23 protein-coding genes are annotated in these 22,151 nt (G+C 62.1%); 9 read left to right on the forward strand and 14 right to left on the reverse strand.

Annotated elements, in window-relative coordinates:
- Positions 1-17: 17 nt before the first annotated feature.
- The gene (locus tag MCB86_RS18625) at positions 18-1,319 is read right to left on the reverse strand and encodes an SLC13 family permease (protein ID WP_239611821.1); all 1,302 of its coding nucleotides are present in this window, start codon (positions 1,317-1,319) and stop codon (positions 18-20) included.
- A gap of 31 nt (positions 1,320-1,350) precedes the next feature.
- The gene (locus MCB86_RS18630) at positions 1,351-2,184 is read right to left on the reverse strand and encodes an amidohydrolase family protein (RefSeq protein ID WP_239611822.1); all 834 of its coding nucleotides are present in this window, start codon (positions 2,182-2,184) and stop codon (positions 1,351-1,353) included.
- 210 nt (positions 2,185-2,394) lie between these two features.
- Here MCB86_RS18630 and MCB86_RS18635 point away from each other — a divergent pair, with 210 nt between their 5' ends.
- Positions 2,395-3,132, forward strand: coding sequence for a GntR family transcriptional regulator (locus tag MCB86_RS18635; RefSeq protein ID WP_239611823.1), 738 nt, complete (start codon positions 2,395-2,397; stop codon positions 3,130-3,132).
- A 107-nt stretch (positions 3,133-3,239) separates the two neighbouring features.
- Here MCB86_RS18635 and MCB86_RS18640 read toward each other — a convergent pair whose 3' ends face one another.
- From MCB86_RS18640 to MCB86_RS18655, 4 genes are all read right to left on the reverse strand, one after another.
- Positions 3,240-3,626 carry an ester cyclase gene (locus MCB86_RS18640; protein WP_239611824.1) on the reverse strand — a complete coding sequence of 129 codons (387 nt, stop codon included), beginning with the start codon at positions 3,624-3,626 and terminating at the stop codon, positions 3,240-3,242.
- A 217-nt stretch (positions 3,627-3,843) separates the two neighbouring features.
- Positions 3,844-4,071: a DUF2798 domain-containing protein gene (locus MCB86_RS18645; protein ID WP_239611825.1), complete on the reverse strand. Its 228-nt coding sequence runs from the start codon at positions 4,069-4,071 to the stop codon at positions 3,844-3,846.
- On the reverse strand, positions 4,071-4,667 hold the full coding sequence (locus MCB86_RS18650) for a flavodoxin family protein (protein ID WP_045163000.1): 597 nt from the start codon (positions 4,665-4,667) through the stop codon (positions 4,071-4,073). Before MCB86_RS18650 ends, MCB86_RS18645 begins: the two co-directional genes overlap by 1 nt.
- A 44-nt stretch (positions 4,668-4,711) precedes the next feature.
- The gene (locus MCB86_RS18655) at positions 4,712-5,209 is read right to left on the reverse strand and encodes a DUF2938 domain-containing protein (protein ID WP_239611826.1); all 498 of its coding nucleotides are present in this window, start codon (positions 5,207-5,209) and stop codon (positions 4,712-4,714) included.
- A gap of 82 nt (positions 5,210-5,291) precedes the next feature.
- Here MCB86_RS18655 and MCB86_RS18660 point away from each other — a divergent pair, with 82 nt between their 5' ends.
- Positions 5,292-5,720 (forward strand): helix-turn-helix domain-containing protein, encoded by a 429-nt coding sequence (locus MCB86_RS18660; protein ID WP_239611827.1) that lies wholly within the window; start codon positions 5,292-5,294, stop codon positions 5,718-5,720.
- 52 nt (positions 5,721-5,772) lie between these two features.
- Here the strand turns inward: MCB86_RS18660 and MCB86_RS18665 are convergent, their stop codons facing one another.
- Both MCB86_RS18665 and MCB86_RS18670 read right to left on the reverse strand, forming a co-directional pair.
- Positions 5,773-6,987, reverse strand: a complete 1,215-nt coding sequence (locus MCB86_RS18665) for an MFS transporter (protein ID WP_239611828.1) — start codon at positions 6,985-6,987, stop codon at positions 5,773-5,775.
- Positions 6,980-7,720, reverse strand: coding sequence for a 3-oxoacyl-ACP reductase family protein (locus MCB86_RS18670; RefSeq protein WP_045162996.1), 741 nt, complete (start codon positions 7,718-7,720; stop codon positions 6,980-6,982). Before MCB86_RS18670 ends, MCB86_RS18665 begins: the two co-directional genes overlap by 8 nt.
- 100 nt (positions 7,721-7,820) lie before the next feature.
- On the opposite strand from MCB86_RS18670, the gene MCB86_RS18675 reads away from it, so the two are divergent.
- A complete protein-coding gene (locus MCB86_RS18675; RefSeq protein WP_045162995.1) occupies positions 7,821-8,441 on the forward strand; it encodes a TetR/AcrR family transcriptional regulator in 621 nt (206 codons plus the stop codon).
- A gap of 111 nt (positions 8,442-8,552) precedes the next feature.
- Here MCB86_RS18675 and MCB86_RS18680 read toward each other — a convergent pair whose 3' ends face one another.
- Together MCB86_RS18680 and MCB86_RS18685 are read right to left on the reverse strand one after the other, a co-directional pair.
- Entirely contained in the window at positions 8,553-9,029 is a 477-nt protein-coding gene (locus MCB86_RS18680) for an AAC(3)-I family aminoglycoside N-acetyltransferase (protein ID WP_239611829.1), read from the reverse strand.
- Between the two features lie 518 nt (positions 9,030-9,547).
- Positions 9,548-10,036, reverse strand: a complete 489-nt coding sequence (locus MCB86_RS18685; protein WP_239611830.1) for an RNA methyltransferase — start codon at positions 10,034-10,036, stop codon at positions 9,548-9,550.
- 360 nt (positions 10,037-10,396) lie between these two features.
- On the opposite strand from MCB86_RS18685, the gene MCB86_RS18690 reads away from it, so the two are divergent.
- The 5 genes from MCB86_RS18690 to MCB86_RS18710 all read left to right on the forward strand — a co-directional run bounded on the left by MCB86_RS18690 (position 10,397) and on the right by MCB86_RS18710 (position 14,969).
- Positions 10,397-11,410, forward strand: coding sequence for a TRAP transporter substrate-binding protein (locus tag MCB86_RS18690; protein ID WP_239611831.1), 1,014 nt, complete (start codon positions 10,397-10,399; stop codon positions 11,408-11,410).
- Complete coding sequence (locus tag MCB86_RS18695) at positions 11,407-11,904, forward strand: TRAP transporter small permease (RefSeq protein WP_239611832.1); 498 nt, start codon at positions 11,407-11,409, stop codon at positions 11,902-11,904. Before MCB86_RS18690 ends, MCB86_RS18695 begins: the two co-directional genes overlap by 4 nt.
- A 9-nt stretch (positions 11,905-11,913) precedes the next feature.
- The gene (locus MCB86_RS18700) at positions 11,914-13,227 is read left to right on the forward strand and encodes a TRAP transporter large permease subunit (protein ID WP_239611833.1); all 1,314 of its coding nucleotides are present in this window, start codon (positions 11,914-11,916) and stop codon (positions 13,225-13,227) included.
- Between the two features lie 388 nt (positions 13,228-13,615).
- Complete coding sequence (locus MCB86_RS18705; RefSeq protein WP_045162991.1) at positions 13,616-14,062, forward strand: SRPBCC family protein; 447 nt, start codon at positions 13,616-13,618, stop codon at positions 14,060-14,062.
- A gap of 163 nt (positions 14,063-14,225) precedes the next feature.
- Positions 14,226-14,969 (forward strand): class I SAM-dependent methyltransferase, encoded by a 744-nt coding sequence (locus tag MCB86_RS18710; RefSeq protein WP_239611834.1) that lies wholly within the window; start codon positions 14,226-14,228, stop codon positions 14,967-14,969.
- A gap of 209 nt (positions 14,970-15,178) precedes the next feature.
- Here the strand turns inward: MCB86_RS18710 and MCB86_RS18715 are convergent, their stop codons facing one another.
- Together MCB86_RS18715 and MCB86_RS18720 are read right to left on the reverse strand one after the other, a co-directional pair.
- Positions 15,179-15,622: a DUF2846 domain-containing protein gene (locus MCB86_RS18715; RefSeq protein ID WP_045162989.1), complete on the reverse strand. Its 444-nt coding sequence runs from the start codon at positions 15,620-15,622 to the stop codon at positions 15,179-15,181.
- 172 nt (positions 15,623-15,794) lie between these two features.
- A complete protein-coding gene (locus tag MCB86_RS18720; protein ID WP_239611835.1) occupies positions 15,795-16,490 on the reverse strand; it encodes a GNAT family N-acetyltransferase in 696 nt (231 codons plus the stop codon).
- Between the two features lie 310 nt (positions 16,491-16,800).
- On the opposite strand from MCB86_RS18720, the gene katG reads away from it, so the two are divergent.
- On the forward strand, positions 16,801-19,032 hold the full coding sequence (katG, locus tag MCB86_RS18725; protein WP_239611836.1) for a catalase/peroxidase HPI: 2,232 nt from the start codon (positions 16,801-16,803) through the stop codon (positions 19,030-19,032).
- A 37-nt stretch (positions 19,033-19,069) separates the two neighbouring features.
- Here the strand turns inward: katG and MCB86_RS18730 are convergent, their stop codons facing one another.
- Together MCB86_RS18730 and MCB86_RS18735 are read right to left on the reverse strand one after the other, a co-directional pair.
- Positions 19,070-21,037, reverse strand: a complete 1,968-nt coding sequence (locus MCB86_RS18730) for a methyl-accepting chemotaxis protein (RefSeq protein WP_239611837.1) — start codon at positions 21,035-21,037, stop codon at positions 19,070-19,072.
- A 361-nt stretch (positions 21,038-21,398) separates the two neighbouring features.
- Complete coding sequence (locus tag MCB86_RS18735; protein ID WP_239611838.1) at positions 21,399-22,121, reverse strand: NAD(P)H-dependent oxidoreductase; 723 nt, start codon at positions 22,119-22,121, stop codon at positions 21,399-21,401.
- Positions 22,122-22,151: the final 30 nt, after the last annotated feature.

Raw genomic sequence — 22,151 nt, forward strand, 5'->3', positions numbered from 1 at the left:
CGCCGGGCTGCGTGGTTTCAGTAGACGAAGGTCAGCAGCGCGTTGAAGATCAGTGCCGCGACGAAGCCCAGGGGCGCAGCGCGGAACAGCAACTGCGGGAACAGCGATGAGCGGCTTTGCTCCGTCGGGCAGGAGCCGAGGATCAGGCTGCCACCGGAGGAGAACGGCGAGATCGAGGTGGCTTGCGCGCCGACCACGATGGCAACGAACAGGATCATCGGGTCGATCCCGAGCGCTGCGGCAATCGGCGGCACCATCGGAAACAGCGCCGGCGTGACCACGCCCAGGGTGCTGGAGAACAGCGACATGAACGCCGCGACGATGCCAAAGACGATCGGCACCATGATCGGCGGGATGCTGCTGCCCATCCACGAGGCGAGCAGGTCAATGGTGCCGGCCTTGATCGCGACCGAGATGAGCATACCCACGCCGCAGATCATGATCAGCGTCGCCCAGGGCACCGAGGCCATGGCCTTGCGCTCGTCGCCCAGCTTGAGCAGCAGGGCGATCACGGAAAACAGGCTGGCGATCAGGCCGATGTCCATTTTCGAGTTGATGAAGCCGACCGTGGCGTTATCCGGAAAGGCGATCCGCATGATAGGCGCCATCAGCACGATGGCCATCATCGTCAGGGTCAGCCATAGCGTGATCTTCTGTTCGCGGTTCAGCGGCGTCGGTTCCGCCGCCACGTAGGCCGAGGTCTTCATGGCCTTGCCATGCCCGGTCAGGAATACCAGCACGGAGATCACCAGTAGCGGGATCACCAGGGTGCTGGTGAAAATCGCTGCCGCGTTGATGAAGGCGTCGTTTTCCGGGATGCCGGCGTTGACCATCAGGCCACGGAAGATGATGCCGCTCTGGCTGGAAACGAAATTCGCCCCGCTCAGGGCGCCATAGTTCACTGCCATGCCGCCGGCTATCAGGCTCATGCCGGTCCGCTCGCAGAGCAGCAGGGTGATCGGCGCCATGAAGGCCAGCACCGTGTAGTAGCCAGCGCCCATCGCCGAGATCACCGTGGCGGTGAAGAAGACGGCGAACGGCAGCAGCTGTGGCATCGTCCGGCAGCGGTAGATCAGGTGCTCGGCGAGCTTTTCCAACGTGCCGTTGACGGTGGCGAAACTGTAGAACAGGCACACCGCGAAGATGATGAAGAAGATCTTCAGCGGCCACATGCTGATCACTTCAGAGGGGCTGAGTCCCATCCCGAAACAGCCGATCAGGTAGGCAAAGGCGATCGCGAACAGACCGATATTGATCTTGGTCTTGTAGCCAAGGGCGACGGCAACCACGATTGCCGCGACGACGAGCAGGCTCATCATGAGAGGAAGTCCTATTGTTGTTATGGATCGTTTAGCGGGAAACGTCGAAGCCGAACAGCTTCGCCGCGTTTTTCGTTAGCACTTGGGCGCGTTCGTCCGCGTCCGGTAGCAGCGCTGTGATGAATGTGACCTGTCGGTCGTAGTCGGTCTGGTCTTCGAACTGGGTGTTGGGCCAGTCGCTGCCCCAGAGGAAGCGCGAAAGGCCACCGCTGGCCTCGCGAACCTGCGCCAGAATCTGCCGTGCCCGAGCCAGGTCCGACTGGCTGCGATAAGGCGCCGACAACTTGAGCCATACGCGCGGGTCGCCGAGCAACGCGAGAAAGGCCTTGTGGCTGGGCTTCTCGCTGTCGATGCCGCCGGTGGGCAGGCCGAAGTGATCGATCACCACGTCGACGCCGCAAGCCACGATGGCCGGGATGATCAACGCCACGTCATCGATGCCGCGTTGGATCTCGACCTGCCAGCCGCGTCGGGCCAGGCGCTCGAACAGGGCGCTCCAGGCGGGCCCGCAGTAGTCGGCCAACGTCTTGCCGATGAGGTTCAGGCGGATACCCACCACGCCGGCTGCCGCCAGCTCGTCCAGCTGCGTCTCGCTGATATCCACCTCGACCACCGCCACGGCACGCAGCCGCTGTGGGTAACGGCGGAGCGCATCGAGCATGAACCGGTTGTCCGTCCCCAGAAAGCTCGGCTGGATCAGCACGCCATGCGATAAACCGTTGCGATCGAGATGCTTGAGGAACTGCTCCACCTGCGCATCGTAATGGGGGCTGTAACGACGGTCCGGAGCCATCGACAGATCCTGGCGGAAAATATGAGCGTGGGTGTCCACGCCGGTGAGCGCGGGCGGTTGAAGGCCGGTCATAAGCGAAATAACCCTGGTCGATTGTTGTGACGAACGTCCTTTCGTCCGCTAACGTCAGGCCGCGAAACGCAAGCCGACAGGTGTGGTCATATCATTACGCTGACATCTAGTCATATATATGAATGGATGACCATATATGTAGCAGTGGATATCTGTCAATCGACGGGTCAGTGGTAGAGTGATTGCGCTGCGGAACAGGACCGATAAAAGATGAATGCCCCGACACTTGGATACGACCAACGCTTGCCGCTCTATCAGCGTTTGCGGGAAGAAATGCTGGCCAAGATTGCGGCCGGCGAATGGACGCCCGGTGCGCCCATTCCGACCGAAGCGGAACTGACCAAGTTTTACGGCGTGGCCATCGGCACGGTGCGCAAGGCCGTGGATACGCTGGTCAATGAAGGTTTGCTGCTGCGTAGCCAGGGTCGCGGTACCTTCGTCCGCCGGCCCAACTTCGATGCGTCGCTGGCGCGCTTCTTCCGGCAGGTGAACGCCAGCGGTGGGCGCGAAATTCCCACCAGCCGAATCCTGTCCAAGACGCTGCAAAAGCCGTCGCCGAAGGTAGCAATGGCACTGAAACTGGAGCACGGCGAGAAGGTTGTGCACATGGAACGGCTGCGCATGATCGAAGGCCGGACCCTGTTCCATGAAGAAATCTGGCTGCCCGCCACACGTTTCGGGGCGCTACTGGAGATCGACTCCGAGGATTTTGGCGAACTGCTCTATCCGTTCTACGAGCAGCAGTGCGGCCAGTGCATCGCCTCGGCCAAGGAAACGCTCACCGTCGGCGCAGCCGACAGCACCATGGCGAAGACCCTGTCGATCGACGAGGGCGCGCCGGTAGTTGTTATCGAGCGAACGGCTCTGGGCTACGATCGGTCCCCACTGGAATACCGCATGTCCCGCGCGACGGCCGATGGCTTTCGCTATCAGATCGACATTTCCTGAGGCGAGCGCAAACGAAAGTCGGGCTAACGGGCTGCGTGGATTGCCCAGCGGCGTTTCATCGCGTTGGCATGCAAACGACCTGTAACCGTGATCGCGCGCCTTGGGTGCTAGACCTGGGCGCCAACCGCCGCTTTATCGATCACTGACCAAACGTGCCGAATCTTCCCATTCTGGAATTCGTAGAACACGTTCTCGCTGAAGGCGACCCTCTTTCCATTGACCGGAAAACCGAACAGCGTGCCTGCTGGCGTGCAGTCGAACAGCAGCCTGCACGCCACATGTGGCGGCTCGACAGTCAGCAGGGCGATATTGAAATGCAGATCCGGGATCGCCAGGAAGTCTTCCTCTAGCATCCTGCGATAACCGTCCAGACCGACTCGTTGACCGTTGTACTGCACCTCGTTGTCGACGAAACGGCCCAGTTCCGGCCAGTTCTGGCTATTCAGGCAGGCAATATAGCCGCGGTAGCAATCGGTGAGCTCGGCGCCGGTCATGGTTTCCCTCCAGGTGTCACTGCTGGTTCTCAGTGAAGTGCGAACGACTGAGCCTAGCAGAGCCGCGGCATTTGATTGGGGGCGTAGGGTGGAAAACGGCGAAGCCTTTTCCACGCGTCATTTCCAGTCCATACCATCGCGATAACGCTGGCCGCGAGCCGGCAGATCCGGCGACGATGTGGCGGGACAGCTCGCCACGTCAGCACGGGATTGTCGATCACTCGGTCTTGACCAGCCGCTCGACCGCGCGACGGGCCAACGGCGTGACCAGCAGCACCGCAGGAAAGGCGAACAGCCAGGCCGCCAGCCAGGCACTGACCCACAGACCCAGGAAGCCGGGTACCGGGCCTGTCGCGCGCAGCGTCGAGATGCCGGATACCATCAGCGACATGAACCCGGAAAGCAGCAGTGCGAACAGCAGCGGGGCGTATCGACGGGCGATCATCAGCAGGCTTCCAGCGTCGGTGCGACTGGCACTTGGCCGTGCAGGCGCAGCAGCGTTTCGGCGAAGTGCTGGCCGAACATCCGCGCCGTCCTGATATCGCCCGGCGCGAAGGCATCGGCAGCCGACTGTTTGTCCGCCTGAGCCATCAGCCCGGACCAGGAACCCAGGCGATTGGCAGCCTCCTCATAAGGCACGCCCTGGTGCTGCTCCGGCAGGATCGGGTTGCCCACCCAGAGCATCCCGTGCTGCATGCAGAAGGTGAACATCGACAGCAACGTGGACTGTTTGTCGCCGGCCGGTAGCGACGACACGGTGAAGCCGGCGGCCAGCTTGCCGCGCAATCGCTGCGTGCGCCACAGCGGCCCGGTGGCGTCCATGAACGCCTTGACCGGCGCCGACACGCCACCCAGATAGGTCGGCGAGCCGAGGATATAACCGTCGAACGGCAGCATGGTGTCGGGCGCTGAGGCAAGCGCCCCGGCCTCGAGCAGCTGCGCTTCGGTGCCGGACACCTGGCCGATCCCTTCGGCGATCATTCGGGCGATGTGCGCGGTGCGGCCCTTGGCGCTGTGGTAGATGATGGCGATGTGTGTCATGGCGTGCTCTCCAACGGAGTTTCGTGGGTAAGAAAGTGGCGCGTTCATTTCAGCCAGCCGGCGAGCGCTACGGCGGACAGGTACAGGCCGAGTCCGAACACGCCGTGATTAACCAGACTGCGCAGGCAGTTCTTCAGTGGTGTGGGCGTCCGGCGCGCGGCGAAGCCAGAGCCCATGGCAGGCTGAATCAGGAACAAGGGGACGGCGACGGTGCCGAGGCCCATCGCCAATGCCGGCAGCAGCGTCGGTTCGAAGGCCCATGAGCTGCCTTGGAAGGCGAGCAGCAGCGCGGCGAAGGCGATGCCGGTTGCGTAGTGCAACAGCCAGCCGAGGGCCAGTTCGCCTTTGATCGGCTGTGACTTGGCGATCGCTTCGTGCCTAAGCTGGCCGCGCAGCAGATGACCGCCCCAGCGTCCGATGAAGGCGAAGTTGAGTGTCGCGACCCCGAGGCGGTTGAGAACCATCAACCACAGGTCCATGACCGCGGTTGCGCCGATACCAAGGCCACAGGCCAGAATGAATAAGTGCGTCAGTGATGTCATGGGAGCCTCCCGCTGATTGACTGAATGGTGTTTCGGCGCGACTCTACAAGTTCAAGTGAACTTGAGGTCAAGAGGCTCGCTCATGGATATTTCAGATGTGGCCAGACGTTCTGGCGTACCGGCGTCAGCGCTGCGTTTCTACGAAGAAAAGGGGTTGATTACCTCGCTCGGCCGCCCCGGCGAACGGCGTCGTTTCGCGCCGCAGGTCCTCGATCAACTGGCGTTGATCGCGCTCGGCCAGTCGGCCGGTTTCACGCTCGAGGAAATTCGCGCGATGTTCGCGCCCAACGGCACACCCAACATCGACCGGTCCATGCTGGCGGCCAAGGCCGATGAACTGGACGCGACCATCAGGCGTCTTCGTGCCATGAGCAAAGGTCTGCGCCACGCCGCCGTCTGTCCGGCACCCAGCCATGCCGAATGCCCTACGTTCCAGCGATTGCTGAAAGCGGCGGTGCCGGGAACGCTAAAGCGCGGGCGGACCAAGCGCGCCCGTCGCCCGGAGAGGTGATCGACAGGCGCACTGTACCTAAGCGCCACCCAGGGCCTGCTCTACCGCGCGCTTATCCGGCGGATTCGCGGCGTTGCCCAAGGGGGCGGGGACGACGTGAGGGCGGGAGGACGAGCAGGGCGCTCAGCACCACGACCAGCGCCGCAAAGGTGATCGGTACCCAGCCGATAGCGTCCAGGCCCCATCGATCGATGCCCCAGCCACCGGCGAACGCACCAGCGGCGATGCCCAGGTTGGCGCACGAAATATTCAGGGTCATGGCGAACGCCGGTGCGTGATCGCCAGCCATCGTCACCCGCACCTGGCTCAGTGTGACGCCGGCCGTGTGTGCGACGCTCCAGACGCCAAGCAGCACGACCATCGCCGGTAGTACGCCGACAAATGCCTGGGCCAGATTGATGGCGGCGACCAGCGCTAGCACGGCCGTTACCGTTGCTGCGACCGGCGCGCTATCGGCCACACGAGCGGCTAGACCATTGCCGAGCACGCCCACCGCGCTGAAGAGCAGCAGGGCGATGGCGAGCTGGCTTCCGGAAAGGGCCAACGACGCATCCAGCCAGGCGCCAACGAAGGTGTAGGCGGCGAACATCGAGGCGAACAACAGAATGGTCACCAGCAGATGGCCGAGGAACGTCGGCCGACGCAATAGAGCGAGCTGTTCGGCTACACAAGGAGCGTCGGCGGGACGCCCCACGGGAAAGCTTCGCCCTATCACCACCGCCGCTACCAACGACCCGACCGTCAGCAGCATGAACGGCAAACGCCAGCTGCCCCATTGGGCGAGTGCTGCACCCGCCGGTAATGCCAACAGCACGCCCAGCACGAAACCGAGATTGGCGTTGGCCAGCGCCCTGCCTCTGCGCTCTGGTGGCGCCAGCGCTGTCACCACTGCCGCACCAACGCTGATGAACGCAGGGAGCACCGCGCCTTGTGCGATACGCGCCATCAGCAACAGGCTGAAATCCGATGCCCAGGCCATCACCGCATTGCCCAGCGCGAACAGCAGCAACGTCGCCGCCATGACGTGGCGAGGCGGACAGCGGCTCGCCAGCAAGGTCAGCCCCGGGCCGGCCACCGCTGCGGACACCGCGAACAGGCCGGTCAGGCGTCCCGCTTCGGCGAGCGAGACGCCCAGTTCGCCGGCCACCAGCGGCAGCAGCCCCACCACCACGAACTCACTGGCGACCACCAGTGTGATGGCCGGTGCAAGTAGCCAGAGTGCGTGCCGCAAGACCGCATCGCGCCCGGTTTGCCCGGGCTCAGGCATTGGCGCCGCCATCGATGGTCAGTCCGGTGCCGTTAATCGAGCGGGCTTCGTCGCGGGCGACAAACGCGACCAGGGCCGCTACGTCTGCAGCTTGGCCATAGCGCTTGATCGCCATGCGGTTGCGTTGGGCTTCGGCACGGGGGCCTTCGGCCGGGTTCATGTCGGTATCGGTCGAACCGGGATGCACCACGTTCACCGTAATGCCTCGCGGGCCGAGATCACGTGCCAGCCCTTTGGTCCAGCCGACGAGCGCCGCCTTGCTTGCCGAATAGAGGCTCAGGCCGTCTTCGGGTACGCGCTCGGCCAGGTTGCTGCCGGTGGAAATGATCCGGCCGCCTTCCGGCATGTGTGTCAGCGCGGCCTGCGACGCAAGGATTACCGCACGCACGTTGATGGACAGCGTGTCGTCTATGTCCTGCAGGCTCATCGTCTCGATCGGGCCGCCGCGAATGATGCCCGCGTTGTTGACCAGAATGTCCAATCCGCCCAACTGCTCAGCCGCCTGGTCCACCGCTTCGCGGATCGAATCCGGCGAGGAGGCCTGCATCTGGACCGCCACGGCGTGTCGGCCCTGGGCGACGATCTCGTCGGCGAGCGCCTGTGCTGGGCCTGCAGAACGTTCATAACCGATGGCGACGTCAGCACCGTCTGCTGCCAGACGACGTGCGATGGCTGCGCCAATGCCCCGGCTTGCACCGGTGATGAAAGCGCGTTTTCCTTCGAGTGGATACATGAGCTGTTCCTCAATATATAATGACCGATACAGAATGCGGTGGCCTCGGAAAGGTTGTCAATCATTTTCTGTGTCGATCAATACATAATTGGTGAGAGCGATGGCAGAGCGCGGCAGACCCAGGGGTTTCGACCGGACACAGGCGCTTGCGAAGGCGATGGAGCTGTTCTGGGAAAAAGGTTACGAAGGCGCCTCGATGGCGGAACTCACCTCGACGATGGGCATCGGCTCACCGAGCCTGTACGCCGCCTTCGGCTCGAAGGAAGGCTTGTTCCGCGAGGCAGTAGCGCTTTACAGCGCCACGGACGGCGCACCGATCTGGGCGTCGGCGCTGGCTGCGTCGACCGCCTATGGCACGGTCGAGGCATTGCTCATGACCACCGCGCGCGAGTTCAGCCGCAGCGACAAGCCGCGTGGCTGCCTGGTGATCCTTTCCGCACTGCACGCGACGGAAGCCAGTGCGAACGTCCGCGCCGAGCTAGCCGCCAGGCGCGCGCATAACACCCGCCTGCTCGCCGAACATCTGGCCCAGGGCATCGAGCGTGGAGAACTCTCACCCACCGTGGATCTCGAAGCCGTGGCCCGCTACTACATCACCGTGCAACAGGGCATGTCGATCCAGGCGCGCGACGGCGCGGATCGCGAGGCGCTCGAAAGCATCGCTCGTAGCGCACTGGCGGCGTGGCAGCCGCTGACGCAGGCGACGCCTTCACCGGCGTGATTCGGTCTGCCTGCCGGCTCCATTGCACTGGTGGCAGACCGGCAAGCGGGGCTGTGAGGGAGCTAAAACGTACCGGGTCGCGCACTGATGTGCCCACAAGGAATGAGCGCGTCAGGCGGGGTTATCCTGGGATTCGGTGTTGATATCGAAGTGCAGAACCTCTTCGCGAGTGCCCAACTTGGTGTAAAGCGCCACTGCCGGTTCGTCGCCGTAGTCGGCCTGGATGAAGATGACACAGGCGCCCAGCTCCTTGGCCACGCGTTGTAGCGTTCGTATCAGCGCCGTGGCGACGCCGAGGCGTCTGTGCGATTGTGCGACTGCCAGGTCGTAGACGTAGATTTCGCGCCTCGGCTGCTCGAATTTCGGCAGCACGTAGGCAGCCAGCCCGCCAATGACGCGATCGTCCTCGAACGCAGCGAGCGCGACGAAGCTGTTGCCAGACAGAAGCTCGGCGAGATACGGCGTCGAGGGCTGATCCCTGGTATAGGTGGGAATGTCTTCGAAAGCCTGCCCGAACATGGCGAGCATGTTCCGCATGTGCAAGACATCGTTCGCGGTGAGCCGGCGTATGTTGATCTCTGGAGTCATATTGATCGCTTCGTGCCGTCTGGCGTTAAGGTTGTCAGGCCGGGTTGACCGGCTTGGTCGGCAGGGTTGGTTCAGGTTCTTCGCCCATAACGATAGACGCTCGGCGCCTGCCTCATGATCGGTTGCCTGCGACCGCGCAGGGCCCGTACCGGTACGGCTTCGTCTGGTTTGTCCCGGCTCTTTGCAAGGGCTTGGATTTCATGCGCCGGAGAAAAGGCGGGGCCAGGCGTCGTCGTTATCCGCGCGTCATCACACCGCCAACCGAATCAGGGCGCGCTGTTTCGGCTTGACCAAGCGCTGATATGGATTGGCATTCACCAACGACTAGGCTGAATCGACGATTCGCGACCTTTTCCTTGGGGCGGCCGGCTCATGGGCGTTCTTGAGATCAACCATTCGTCGATCCTGGCTCTACAGCCTGATCGTCACACCGTTCATGTATATCGTGCGCCAATTGTGGCCCGTCAGTCGATCGCTGACGTCGGCGGCCAGGGTGCCCGAGGCGTGGCGGCGGCGAATCAGGTGCCTTTCGCCACGGCGCCAAATTGCGGGCCGGAACGGGTGTTGTTGCCTTTGGCCAGGCGGTCGTAGAGCACCACGTTCACTGTCGCCGCGAGATTCATGCAGCCGTTGGTGGGGATGTAGACCACGTCTTCGCACCAGTCGCGGATTTCCTTGCTCAGCGAGCCATCCTCCGCGCCGAAGATGTACAGCGCACGATCCGGATGCGTGTACTCGGGAAGGGCGCGAGCACCCTCGACCAGCTCCACGGCGACGGGCACGCAACCGAGCGGCAGGATCTTGCGCAGGTCGTCGATATTGATCAACGGAATATCCTGATGGACCTTCTTGGTGTCGGTGATGAAATCCTTGGCGCGGTCGTAGCGGGTGCCGGTGTAGAACACCGAGGCGGCGCCATAGCAGCCTGCCGCACGCATGATTGCCCCCACGTTGGACGGCGATTTCGGATTGCTCAGGCCGATGCAGGCATATCGTTTGTTGCTCACAAGGGAAGACTCACGCGGAAAACGCGCGAGTATACGGGACAGCTCTGTCCGCGGCCGGTTGCTTGCCGTGATCAGGGACTCAGCTTGCCCGCACGCAGATGGCCTACTTCGGCCGAGACTGATCAAAAAAAGCTGAGCTGGTGTCCCGATTAGCCGCTTCGGCATCTTGTCTTGACCGCGAAACGCGACGCTCACTGGCACTTGGCCGTCGTTTTTCCGGCTAATAGCGCCATCAGATAGCCCGTAAGCTCAACCGAAGCGCTTTTCGCATCCGGCTCCGTCGAGGCGGGCGGACTTTGGCCGCAGGCTACGCAACGCCCGGATCGCGAAGCGACATTGCCAGCCACCGAGGACAGAAACGTGAATACGACTGCGACGCGTGCTTGTACATGGAAGACAATGGCTCTGGCGGTCTGCCTGGGGCTTGGCCTGAACACCGCGACGGCGGCGCCGAAGCTGGATTTCTCCAGCGAATACAACGCCGGCTCCATTCATGTCGAAGGGGACACCTTCTTCGTCCAGCAGGTCGAGGAACTGGCTGGCGACGAGGTGGACATCACCCTGCACATGGGCGGCAGCCTGGGCTACAAATCGCCCGATCACTTCTATGCCGTGGCGGACAATGCGGTTCAGATCGCCGATACCCTGGCGGCATTCTTCGGTGGGGTGGACCCGATCCTGCTCTTGTCGTCCCTGCCCTTCATCGTCAGTGACGTGAGCGAGGCCAAGGCGCTGTACGACATCGCGCGTCCCGAATACGAAAAGGTCTTCGCCGAGAACGGCCAGATCCTGCTCTATTCCTCGCCCTGGCCGCCTACCGGAATCTGGGCCAAGAAGCCCATCGTGTCCGCCGACAGCCTGAAGAATCTGAAGATTCGTACCTTCGACCGCACCGGCACGCAGGTCTTCAAGGAAGCCGGCGCTGCGTCCATCAGCCTGGCTTGGGGCGACGTCGTTCCGCAACTGGCCACCGGGGGCATCGAAGCGGTGTTGACCTCGGCTGATCTCGGCGCGGCTGCCAGCTTCTGGGAGCAGCAGAGCGATTTCAGTGGTGTGCAATACGCCGTTCCGCTGAACATGGTGCACATGAACAAAGACGCCTTCGACGAGCTATCCGAGAAGGCCCAGGCGGCGATTCTAGAGGCGGCCAAACGCACCGAGGCGCGCAACTGGGAGGCGGTGCGTAGCCGTGTTGCGGGCAATTACGAGACGCTCGCCGAGCACAAGGTAGCAATTCATGATCCGATCCCGGACGACTTCCGCGAATTCCTCGGCAATGCCTCCAAGCCGGCGATTGCCGAATGGCTGGAGGATACCGGCGAACGAGGCCAGCAGGTGATGTCCGCCTTCGATGCATGGAAGGCCAAACAGTGATCCAAACCATGGCGCGTCTGTCGGGCGGGCTCAACCGCCTCGGCGCCGGCGTCAGCATGCTGATCATCGTCTATATGCTGGGTCACATCTTCGCCGAGGTGGCGCTGCGCCTGTTCAGCCAGTCCACCTACGTACTCGATGAGTTCATCGGCTACGCCGTGGCCGCGATGATCTTCCTCAGCCTGCCGTACGCACTGGAGCAGGGCGGACTGATCCGCGTCTCGATCCTGCTCGAGCGCCTGGCGCCGCGGTGGCGCTGGCCGCTGGAGCTGGCTGCCACGCTGGGCGCACTGGCGGCATTCGGCCTGGTGGCAACCATCTGGTTCAAGGGCGTGCAGCGTAGCTATCAGCGCAACCTGATCAGCGACACCATGGCGCAGACGCCGCTGTGGATCCCGGAATCGGCCGTGCTGGTCGGCCTCTGCATGCTCTGCCTGACGCTGCTGGTACGCGCACTGGTGATACTGCAACAGCGTGGCGACTATCGCGCCTAAGGAGCAAGCATGGAGATGATCGTAGTCGCGCTTGGCGTCGTCGCGATCCTGCTCACCACCTTGGCGCTCGGCGTCTGGGTATTCGCCGCGCTGGCCCTGGCGGCGATTCTTTCCCTGTGGGGCTTCGGCGGCTTCGGGTTCGAACGCATCGGCCTGATGATGTCGAAAATCCTCTTTCGCGCGAGCAACAGCTGGGAGCTTGCGGCGATTCCCTTGTTCATCCTCATGGGCGAGCTGATCTTCCGTTCGGATATTTCGGAGCGCTTGTTCCGCGGCCTGGCGCCCCTGACGCGTTACCTGCCGGGCGGGCTGTTGCACACCAACGTGTTCGGCTCGACGCTGTTCGCCTCGGTCTGCGGCTCCAGTGCGGCGACCACCGCCACCGTAGGCAAGATCACCACCCGCGAACTGGCGAACCGCGGCTACAACCGCGCCCTGTCGCTCGGCTCGCTGGCCGGTGCGGGCAGTCTTGGGCTGTTGATCCCGCCGTCGATCATCATGATCGTCTATGGCGTGCAGGCCGAGGTGTCCATCATCAAGCTGTTCATGGCAGGCCTGCTGCCCGGCCTGATGATGGCGGCGCTGTTCTCGGCATTCATCATTGTGCGAGCCGTCGCGAACGCCAAGGTCGCGCCTCGCGAACCTCGCGGCGACACCAGTCTGCTCTCCGCGCTGGGGCTGCTGATGCCGATCCTGCTGCTGATCGGCCTGGTCATCGGGGCCATCTACAGTGGCATCGCAACGCCATCGGAGTCGGCCGCCATCGGCGTCACGGCTTCGTTGTTGCTGCTGGCGGCCGAGCGGCAATTGAGCGTCGCGCTGATCCTCGATGCGCTCAAGGGTACGCTGCTGACCTCCGCCATGGTCTGTAGCCTGTTGGTGGCCGCCGCGATGCTGTCGGCGGCCATGGCCTATCTGCATCTGCCCCGCGAGCTGGCGGCCTGGATTGCCGCCCAGCAGCTGTCGCCGGTCCTGCTCCTACTGGCCATCGCGCTGTTCTATGTGTTGCTGGGGATGTTTCTCGACGGTATCTCGCTGACCGTCATGAGCTTGCCGATCACCCTGCCGGTGATCGTCGCCGCCGGCTACGATCCGATCTGGTTCGGCGTGTTCCTCGTGATCATGGTGGAGCTCGGGCAGATAACGCCGCCGGTTGGCTTCAATCTGTTCGTCATCCAGTCGCTGTCGGGCGAGCCGATAGGCCGCGTGGCCATGGCGGCGTTGCCGTTCTTCCTGCTGATGTGCCTTGCCGCCGCCCTGATTACCGGCTGGCCGCAAATCGCGCTGTGGCTGCCGCAGGTGCTGAGCGGGGGGCGGGCGTAACGGGCACCATCTTTCATGCGCAGACCGTTCAGAGACACCCTCGGCCAGCTTCACCGCTACCGGTACGCCTCCGGGCGGCGGAATCCTGCGCGGATCATCGAGGTTGTCCTAGCGGTCCTTCTGGATGTCTTTCTTAAAATCTTTTGGCGCGGTCGTGGTGCGTGCTGATGAAAATACGCCGCCATCACGACCAATCGTGCACCTACCGGCTCGGCGTTGGACGGCATTGTCGGACGGCTCAGGCCGATGCGGGCATATCGTTCGTGGCTTCACGCTGGGTCGCGACGAGTGCGAGTGCGCTGAAAAATTCAAGCCTGGCGTCGAAATCCTTCTCCTTCGTTCGACTATCAAGGCCATCAAGGCAAACCCGCAATCAAAGGAGACAGCCATGCCCAGCACCATCCGCCTTCATCGCGTCTTGCGAACTTCACCTGATCGACTCTACCGCGCGTTTCTCGACCCTGACGCCAAGGCCAAATGGATGCCACCGAATGGCTTCACCGGCAAGGTGCATGAGCTCGATGCCCGTGTTGGCGGCAGCTATCGGATGTCCTTCACCAACTTCTCCACAGGGGCGACCCACAGCTTCGGTGGCCAGTATCTTGAGCTGCTGGAAAACCAGCGGATCCGATACGAAGACAGGTTCGACGATCCGGGCCTGCCGGGCGCCATGGAAGTGACGGTGACGTTCACACCGGTTTCCTGTGGTACCGAGCTGAACATCACCCAGGCAGGCGTTCCCGACGTCATTCCAGCCGAGGCGTGCTACCTCGGTTGGCAGGAATCGCTGACGCTACTGGCCAAGCTGGTCGAGGCGGATATTCCGGACGAGTAATTGGTTGGCGCGACGAGGACGGCGGAGCTTCGGGGCGCCTGTATGGCGCAGATGATCTGCCGCTTCCTCGTGGATGACGCCTTAGCCACGTGGCCATTCCACCGTGGTTGGGTTGAGATTATGATGCGCGCCCCTCAATGCTCCGCTCGACCAGCAGGCCATCATGCCCGGCAATGCTCTGTATACCGACCTGTCGGGCTACTACGATCTCATGTGCGCCGATATCGATTACCGCGCGCAGAGCCACTGTATCCAGCGGCTGCAGCAACTGTTCGGCAACGGCGGCAGGCGGCATATGGATCTCGCCTGCGGTACCGGGCCGCATGTGCGGCATTTCATCGATGCCGGATACACGAGCGGCGGGCTCGATATCAACCAGCCGATGCTCGACCGCGCGGCGCTGCGCTGCCCGGAAGCATGCTTCTCCGTGCAGGACATGTGTGGTTTCGCTCTGGATGGGCCGGTCGATCTGATCACCTGCTTTCTGTACTCCATCCACTACAGCGCCGGCGTCGAACGGCTGAAAGCCTGTATCGCGAGCGTGCACTGCGGCTTGGAGGCGGGCGGGCTGTTCTGCTTCAACGCAGTGGACAAGCACAGCATCGACAACCGCTCGTTCGTTTCGCATAGCGCCCAGCATGCCGACGGCCTGTTCAGCTTCAGCTCCGGTTGGCACTACCCCGGCGCAGGCGAGCAGCAGCTGTTGAAGCTCCGCATTGAAAAGACGGTCGCCGATGAAAGCCAGGTATGGCATGACGAACACCGCATGGTGGCGGTGAGCTTCGGTGAGCTGATCGAACTATTGCAGCCGACCTTCGAAGTTCATGTGCTTGAGCACGATTACGAGAAGATTGTCCCTTGGAATGGGACTTCGGGGAACGCGATATTTGTCTGTGTGAAGCTTTGACAGCTTGAATGTTGAGGCCGGAACCGCCGGCGCGTCAGGGCTTGTTTCATGTGAGACTACGAGCCATCCGGACGTTTTGCGACCGAACAATGAACGAAGCCCCGCAATTGCGGGGCTTCTATGCTGTGGCGACGGATTCGGTCCTGGCCGCTAGCGTGCCGGGATCAGCGGCAATCTGCTGGGCCTTTCCGTTCGAACGTCACTTTGCACTAGCGTGCGAGTTTGGTCTCTGCCACGGCTTTCTGGCCCTCGGCTTCCGAAACTTCGGTCAGCTTGGCACCGCCAACGAACAGACCCATTTTGATGGACTGACGTACGTAGTGGTTCTTGCCACCCTGGGCGTTCAGCTCCAGGAGGTTATCGCTGAACTCCGACTCGGTGGCCAGAGTGTGTGGGCCCGGCGTGATGAGACGGTAGAAGTAGGTGTTCGCGGCGGTCTCGCCGATAACTTCGCCGTCTATCTTCACCGACTTCTTAAGTGCGGCTCCGAGCATTGAGTCACGGAAGATGTACAGGCCAGCCTGGTCTTGCGGAGGGGCAGAGAAGGACTTGAACGCCTGATCCTTTTCTGGAGATTCCATTGGTACCGACGCGCAACCGGACAACACGGCGAAGCTCAGCGCCGCGGCGCTCATCATAAAGTGCTTAAACATAGATACTCGTTCCTGAGTGTAGGCAGATAGCTGGTGATATTAATTTGCCAGCATGCGCACATTAGCGCCAAGGTCCAGCCAGGCAAGGCTTGGTGCGCGGTTTGGTGGTGTGGGTCACGCTTTACGCGGAAGGGTCGGATGGGCGGTTCGGCGTATGTGCTTCATCACCCGGTCAATGCAAGCGATTGGCCGTCGAGGACGTCTGAGTCAGATGAATGGCCTGTTGCGCCAGCTCATCAAGTAACTGATCGCGGCTTTTTTCCGCGTCGCTCATGGCTTTGGTGCCGTGTTGCTGCACCAGGTAAGTGTGAATCTGGCGAACTTCCTGTGACTGGAAAATCGGCTCCAGGTCTTGCACGGCCACCATGCCGCTGGACGCTTGGCTCCGGGTGTTCATCACCACTTGCGGGCCGCGAGCGGCCAAGGGCTGAAAGCCCAGCGCTTGAAAGTACGGCACCTTGCTGGCCACGCAGGCTACTTCCGCATGGGGATAGCGCGCCACCATCGCGTCGACCATGGCTCGGCCGACGCCCTGTCGTCGATGTTCGGCGTGCACCGCCAGGTAGATCAGGGCACAGGCTTCGGGATCATTCACATAGGGTAAATACAGCGCGAAGCCGAGCAGGCTTGCCGGGTCATTGGCATCCAGCGCAATGATCAGTTCGGGCTTGCCTGCTTGCGCCCCATTCATGCTGTCCAGGTAGCGGTGCACTTCGTAACCCACGACGTATTGATACAGCTGATACAGCGGGTTGTTGGGGGTAAGGGACACAGGGCTGATATCGCCGAGATAGTCCACCACCATCTGCAGCACCTGGCTCTTGATCGATTCCGGCGGCGGGGTGTTCAAGTGGGCGAGGGTGAACATCGACAATGGCTCCGGGACGGTGAGGCAAACGCGGCATTGTACCGGGCGATTGGTGCCTAGCGAGCTATGGCAGGGGCTGCGTTGCTCGTAACAAGCATCGCCTATCGTACGCATAGGCAAATATGATGCTCAGGCCATTTTCAAATTAATGTGCTGCTGTACGCGGCATGATCGCGTTATTTTAAGAACCGTTTAAGGATTTTAGCGGTAACAAGCTGCTATCTATATGGCTCGGTCGGGCTTGGCACGTTTGCTAAGTTTCTATTCAGCGACGCGTGAGTGCGTCAACGACAGCCATAAGGAGCAAAACATGAACGCTGAGTCTGGAGAAAACACTGGTGGTGGATGCCCGTTCGGGCATGGCGCAGGTGCGCCCCGCAAACGCCCAACTAATCGAGACTGGTGGCCTGAGGCACTGAGCCTCACATCGCTTAACCAGCATTCACCGCGCTCCAATCCATACGGGGGCGATTTCGACTACGCCGCCGCGTTCAATTCCCTCGATCTCGACGCGGTGATCGCCGATCTGCACGCTCTGATGACCGATTCTCAGGACTGGTGGCCGGCGGACTTTGGTCATTACGGTGGCCTGTTCATCCGGCTTGCCTGGCACAGCGCCGGCACCTACCGCATTACCGATGGCCGTGGCGGCGCGGGCGGCGGTCAGCAGCGCTTCGCCCCGCTCAATAGTTGGCCGGACAACGCTTCGCTGGACAAGGCCCGTCGCCTGCTGTGGCCAATCAAGCAAAAATACGGGCGCAACCTCTCGTGGGCCGACCTCTATGTGCTTACCGGTAACGTGGCGCTGGAATCCATGGGCTTCAAAACCTTCGGCTTCGCCGGCGGCCGTGCCGACACCTGGGAGCCTGAAGAGCTCTTCTGGGGCCCCGAGGGCACATGGTTGGGCGACGAGCGCTACAGTGGCGAGCGCCAGCTGCACCCGGGCCTAGGCGCCGTACAAATGGGCTTGATCTATGTGAATCCGGAAGGCCCGAACGGCAACCCGGACCCGAAAGCCTCCGCCATCGACATTCGTGAAACCTTCGCCCGCATGGCGATGAACGATTACGAAACCGTCGCACTGATCGCCGGCGGTCACACCTTCGGCAAGACTCACGGTGCGGGCGATCCCTCGCTGCTGGGGCCGGACCCGGAAGGCGCGGTGATCGAAGACCAAGGTTTGGGCTGGCGCAGCCGGTTCCAGACCGGGGCGGGCGCGGACGCCATCACCTCCGGCCTGGAAGTCATCTGGAGCCAGACGCCGACCCAGTGGTCCAACTACTTCTTCGAAAACCTGTTCAACTTCGAATGGGAGCTGACCAAGAGTCCGGCCGGCGCGCATCAGTGGCAAGCCAAGGACGTGGGGGAAATCATTCCCGACCCGTTCGACCCGAACAAGAAGCGCAAGCCGACCATGCTCACCTCCGACCTGGCACTGCGCTTCGATCCGATCTACGAACCGATCTCACGGCACTTTCTGGAAAACCCGGACGAGTTCGCCGACGCGTTCGCCAAGGCCTGGTTCAAACTGACCCACCGCGACATGGGGCCCATCGGACGCTACCTCGGCCCGCTGGTGCCGCAGGAAACACTGATCTGGCAGGACCCGATCCCAGAGTGCGACCACTCGCTGATCGATGAAGCCGACATCGCTTCGTTGAAGCAGAAGACGTTGAACATGGGCTTTACCGTGCCAGAGCTTGTGTCAGTGGCCTGGTCGTCCGCATCGACTTATCGCGGCTCGGACAAGCGTGGTGGCGCCAACGGCGCTCGAATCCGCTTTGCGCCGCAGAAGGATTGGGAGATCAACAACCCGGCCTTGCTGGCCCGCGTGCTGGCCAAGCTCACCGATATCCAGACCGAGTTCAACGGCTCGGCCACCGGCGGCAAGAAGGTTTCGATGGCCGACCTGATCGTGCTGGCCGGCTGCGCCGCGATCGAGAAAGCGGCACAGGAGGGTGGTGTGAACGTCACCGTGCCGTTCACACCGGGTCGCATGGATGCCTCGGAAGAGTGGACCGATGCACAGTCCTTCGAAGCGCTTCGCCCGGTGGCCGATGGCTTCCGCAACTACTATCACGAGTCGCATTTCATGGCGCCCGAGGAAGCGCTGGTCGACAAGGCGCACCTGCTTCGCCTCAGTGCGCCGGAAATGACCGTGCTGGTCGGTGGCATGCGCGTGTTGGGCACCAACGCGGACAGTGGTCCTGAAGGTGTCTTCACCAACCGAGTGGGCACGCTGTCCAACGACTTCTTCGTCAACCTGCTGAGCATGCAGAACGAGTGGGTCGCCACCGAGCACAAGAACCGCTTCCAGGGCCTCGACCGTAAAACCCGCCAGCCCACCTGGACCGCCACCCGCGTGGACCTGATCTTCGGTGCGCAATCGGAGCTGCGCGCTCAGGCCGAGGTGTATGGCATGGCCGACGGCAACGAGAAGTTCGTCCACGACTTCGTCAAAGCCTGGGACAAGGTGATGAACGCGGATCGGCTCGATATTGGCAAGCCAGCCGATAATTTCAGCCAGAAGCTCTCAGCGTAAGGCTCGCGGCGGCGCCCTCAAGGCGCCGCCTGAACCGCTACTCGGTACGGAAACGTCCCACCAATTGTTTGAGTGCACTGCTGAGTTCGCGCTGCTCATGTGAGTAGCGCTCTACTTCCGTCGCCTGATCGGTCACCTGTCCGACCGCGTCGTTGATGGCGACTACGTTTCGGTTGATCTCTTCCGTCACCAGGTGCTGTTCTTCGGTGGCGGTGGCGATCTGCGTGGTCATGTCGCGAATCATCTGCACCGCACTCTCGATGTTCTCGAAAGCACCCATGACCTCACCGGACCGCTCGATGGCCTTGGTCGATTCCGACAGACTGCGATCCATGCTCACCGTCACTTCGGTGATGCGGCTGACCAGCAGGGTGATGATGGTGTTGATCTCGCCAGTGGAGTCCTGGGTGCGCTTGGCCAGGTTGCGGACCTCATCGGCCACCACCGCGAACCCGCGTCCCTGTTCGCCCGCCCGCGCCGCTTCTATCGCAGCATTGAGCGCCAGAAGGTTCGTCTGTTCGGCAATTTGCTGGATAGTCGACAGGATATTGTTGATGCTCACGGTCTCGCGTTCGAGATCGCGGATCACCTTGCTCGAGGCCTGAATACTCGCGCCCAGATCGTTAACGCCTGCGGTACTTCGGGCAATGACTTGTTTGCCGTTGTGCGTCGCGCTCAGACCTTGCTCGGAAATTTCAGCCGTTCTCACACAGGTATGGGCGACCTCGTTGGCGGCCGAAGACATTTCGGTCACGGCGGTGACAATCTGCTCCACCGCGCTCGACTGCCGGTGCAAGCTGTCCGACATGGCGGTGGTGCGATCGTTGGTCTGGGTGGAAACACCGTGCATGCTGATGGCGTTTTCCTTGATGACAGTGATCATCGACTGTGTGGATTCGATGAACTGGTTGAACCACTTGGCCAATTCGCCGGTTTCGTCGCGGGCCAGCACCGGGAGCCGATGGGTCAGGTCACCCTCGCCCTGGGCGATGGTGCGCAGTCCCTCCTTGACGAGATTGATGGGGGTGACGATGCGATTGGCGAATACGACCCCGGCGACACCGAACAGCACGACCAGTACGGCGCAGGCAATCAGCGTCAGCCAGGCCAGCCTGTGTGCGCCGGCCAGGATTTCATCGGTCTGCATGAAGCCGATGAACTTCCAGCCCAGGGTCGGCGAAGTGAACACATTGGCCAGGTACTCGACGCCATCGATGCTCACCTCGATCACGCCGTTCTCTGTTTTGGCGATTTCCGTGACGTAGTCGCCCGGCAGCTCGCTGAGCTTCTTGAAGTTGTTGGTCGGCTGGTGGCCGTCGACCAGCAAGGTTCCGCTGCTCTCCACCAGCATGAAGAAACCGGTTTCGCCGAAGCGGGTTTTCTGGACCATGTCGGTCAGGGCCTTGAGCGATACATCCGCCGCGACCACCCCGGCGAAGTTGCCGGACTGATCCTTGAAGCCTTTGAGCACCGACACATAAACCGCGTCGTCCGGTTCCCAGTAGTAGCCGTCGCGGCGTGCCAGCTGGAAGTTGGCATCTTTACCCAGGCCGTACCAGGGGCGCTGCCGCGGATCCCAATCGCCGTAATCTCCAGTGCCCGGCCACTCCACGTAGCCGCCTTTGGTATCGCTCATATAGACGTAGCCAAAGGTCGGGTTGTTGTTACCGATACCGGAGAAGTAGTCGAAGATAGCTTTTTCGCGGCCACCGTTAGCTGTGGCGGTCGCTCCGGGCTTACGGGCCGGCCCGAAGTAAGTGGTCAGCTCGCCACCCTCGGTGTCACGGACGGCGGGGTAGTCGGCCATGGCCGACACGGTGTGGCCAACCGAATCGAATAGGGTCACGAAGGTGTTGTTCACCAGTTTGACGTCCAGGCTGCTGCTTTCCTCGAACTGGATCTTGGCCTCCTCGGTTACGTTGCGGATGGTGAACAGCGCCACGACAAGGACGGGAACAAGCGTCGCGACCAGAAAGCTCAGCAGCAGCTTGTGCTTTATTTTCATTGCAGTAGAAGCCTCTAGCCGATTGTTAAGACGCACACGCCGGCCTGCGCTTTCGTCTTTTAGAGAGCTCTTTACGCTAATCCAATGCGATGAGCGGCCCCGCGCCTTGGCAGCGCATCCAGTCGATGCGTTGGTAAGCGGTAGCGGGTAACTAAGTTATCGGCAGGTAGCCGTCACGGCTTGAGTCGGGCGCCCCGATTCGGATGCGCGGTAGGGGGCGTCGAGTCGGGGTTCTTCCGAGCGGGAATGCGACGGGGCATTTGCCTCAGGCGCTGGCTGGCTGGCTGGTGGATGCTGGGGCGTTGGAGGCTGCGTTCCCACTCAAACGCGGGAACGATCAAGCCCCGCCAAAATCGCAGTCCTAGACTGCCTCGACCTGCCATTGGGAGGCCTGGATGGAAGGACTAGGCTCAAGCGCCATCTGAAGATCCGCCACCAACACGTCCACCTGACGCAGCGCCTCGGCCACCGAGGCCGCCAACACGTCGCCACCTGTTTCCTGCCCTTCGATGGCGATCTGATGAATGCGGGTGATGCCGATGAAGTTAAGCGCCGTCACCAGGTTCGGCTCCAGGTGATTCATATGCGCCATCTCGCCGCCGGGGCCAAAACCGATGCCGCCCCGGGCGGTGAGAATGACTGCGTGCCGTGGCCGATCGGCCAGCAAGGGGACGTAAGGATCGGGCAGTTTGGTTTCGTCGACCTCGACCGTCCGGCCCGGGCGCACGATCTGGTCGATCCACGCCTTGAGCGCGGCGGGCATGCCGAAGTTGTAAAGCGGCGTCCCGATGATCAGCACATCAGCTGCAATCAGCTCATCGACCAACCTGTCGCTTTCCGCCAGCGTTTCCTTCATCCACGGCTCACGACGTTCCGCCGGCGTGAAGGAGGAGGCGATCCAGTCATGGTTGATGAAGGAGGGTGGGTTTTGCCCGATGTCTCGGTAGATGACGCTGTCTTGGGCGCGTTGGGCCCGCCACTGGCTTACAAAGCGATGGGTGAGGTTGCGGCTGTGGGAGCCGTGCTCGTCCTTGCCGGCAAGGCCGGGGCGGGCGCTGACATCAAGGTGTAGAAGGTGCGTCATGGTGAGTCTCCTCTGTGAATGAATTCATCT

The organism is Pseudomonas sp. KSR10, from assembly GCF_022355455.1.
Lineage (GTDB): Bacteria > Pseudomonadota > Gammaproteobacteria > Pseudomonadales > Pseudomonadaceae > Stutzerimonas > Stutzerimonas stutzeri_E.

Excerpts from the sequence above, each read along its gene's own strand:
- MCB86_RS18730 (WP_239611837.1), bottom strand. The coding sequence starts at position 21,037 with ATGAAAATAAAGCACAAGCTGCTGCTGAGCTTTCTGGTCGCGACGCTT.
- MCB86_RS18665 (WP_239611828.1), bottom strand. The coding sequence starts at position 6,987 with ATGCCTGAGCCCGGGCAAACCGGGCGCGATGCGGTCTTGCGGCACGCA.
- MCB86_RS18640 (WP_239611824.1), bottom strand. The coding sequence starts at position 3,626 with ATGACCGGCGCCGAGCTCACCGATTGCTACCGCGGCTATATTGCCTGC.
- MCB86_RS18735 (WP_239611838.1), bottom strand. The coding sequence starts at position 22,121 with ATGACGCACCTTCTACACCTTGATGTCAGCGCCCGCCCCGGCCTTGCC.
- MCB86_RS18705 (WP_045162991.1), top strand. The coding sequence starts at position 13,616 with ATGCCCAGCACCATCCGCCTTCATCGCGTCTTGCGAACTTCACCTGAT.
- MCB86_RS18655 (WP_239611826.1), bottom strand. The coding sequence starts at position 5,209 with ATGACATCACTGACGCACTTATTCATTCTGGCCTGTGGCCTTGGTATC.
- MCB86_RS18635 (WP_239611823.1), top strand. The coding sequence starts at position 2,395 with ATGAATGCCCCGACACTTGGATACGACCAACGCTTGCCGCTCTATCAG.
- MCB86_RS18715 (WP_045162989.1), bottom strand. The coding sequence starts at position 15,622 with ATGTTTAAGCACTTTATGATGAGCGCCGCGGCGCTGAGCTTCGCCGTG.
- MCB86_RS18710 (WP_239611834.1), top strand. The coding sequence starts at position 14,226 with ATGCCCGGCAATGCTCTGTATACCGACCTGTCGGGCTACTACGATCTC.
- MCB86_RS18660 (WP_239611827.1), top strand. The coding sequence starts at position 5,292 with ATGGATATTTCAGATGTGGCCAGACGTTCTGGCGTACCGGCGTCAGCG.
- MCB86_RS18680 (WP_239611829.1), bottom strand. The coding sequence starts at position 9,029 with ATGACTCCAGAGATCAACATACGCCGGCTCACCGCGAACGATGTCTTG.
- MCB86_RS18625 (WP_239611821.1), bottom strand. The coding sequence starts at position 1,319 with ATGATGAGCCTGCTCGTCGTCGCGGCAATCGTGGTTGCCGTCGCCCTT.
- MCB86_RS18650 (WP_045163000.1), bottom strand. The coding sequence starts at position 4,667 with ATGACACACATCGCCATCATCTACCACAGCGCCAAGGGCCGCACCGCG.
- MCB86_RS18645 (WP_239611825.1), bottom strand. The coding sequence starts at position 4,071 with ATGATCGCCCGTCGATACGCCCCGCTGCTGTTCGCACTGCTGCTTTCC.
- MCB86_RS18700 (WP_239611833.1), top strand. The coding sequence starts at position 11,914 with ATGGAGATGATCGTAGTCGCGCTTGGCGTCGTCGCGATCCTGCTCACC.
- katG (WP_239611836.1), top strand. The coding sequence starts at position 16,801 with ATGAACGCTGAGTCTGGAGAAAACACTGGTGGTGGATGCCCGTTCGGG.
- MCB86_RS18720 (WP_239611835.1), bottom strand. The coding sequence starts at position 16,490 with ATGTTCACCCTCGCCCACTTGAACACCCCGCCGCCGGAATCGATCAAG.
- MCB86_RS18630 (WP_239611822.1), bottom strand. The coding sequence starts at position 2,184 with ATGACCGGCCTTCAACCGCCCGCGCTCACCGGCGTGGACACCCACGCT.
- MCB86_RS18675 (WP_045162995.1), top strand. The coding sequence starts at position 7,821 with ATGGCAGAGCGCGGCAGACCCAGGGGTTTCGACCGGACACAGGCGCTT.
- MCB86_RS18670 (WP_045162996.1), bottom strand. The coding sequence starts at position 7,720 with ATGTATCCACTCGAAGGAAAACGCGCTTTCATCACCGGTGCAAGCCGG.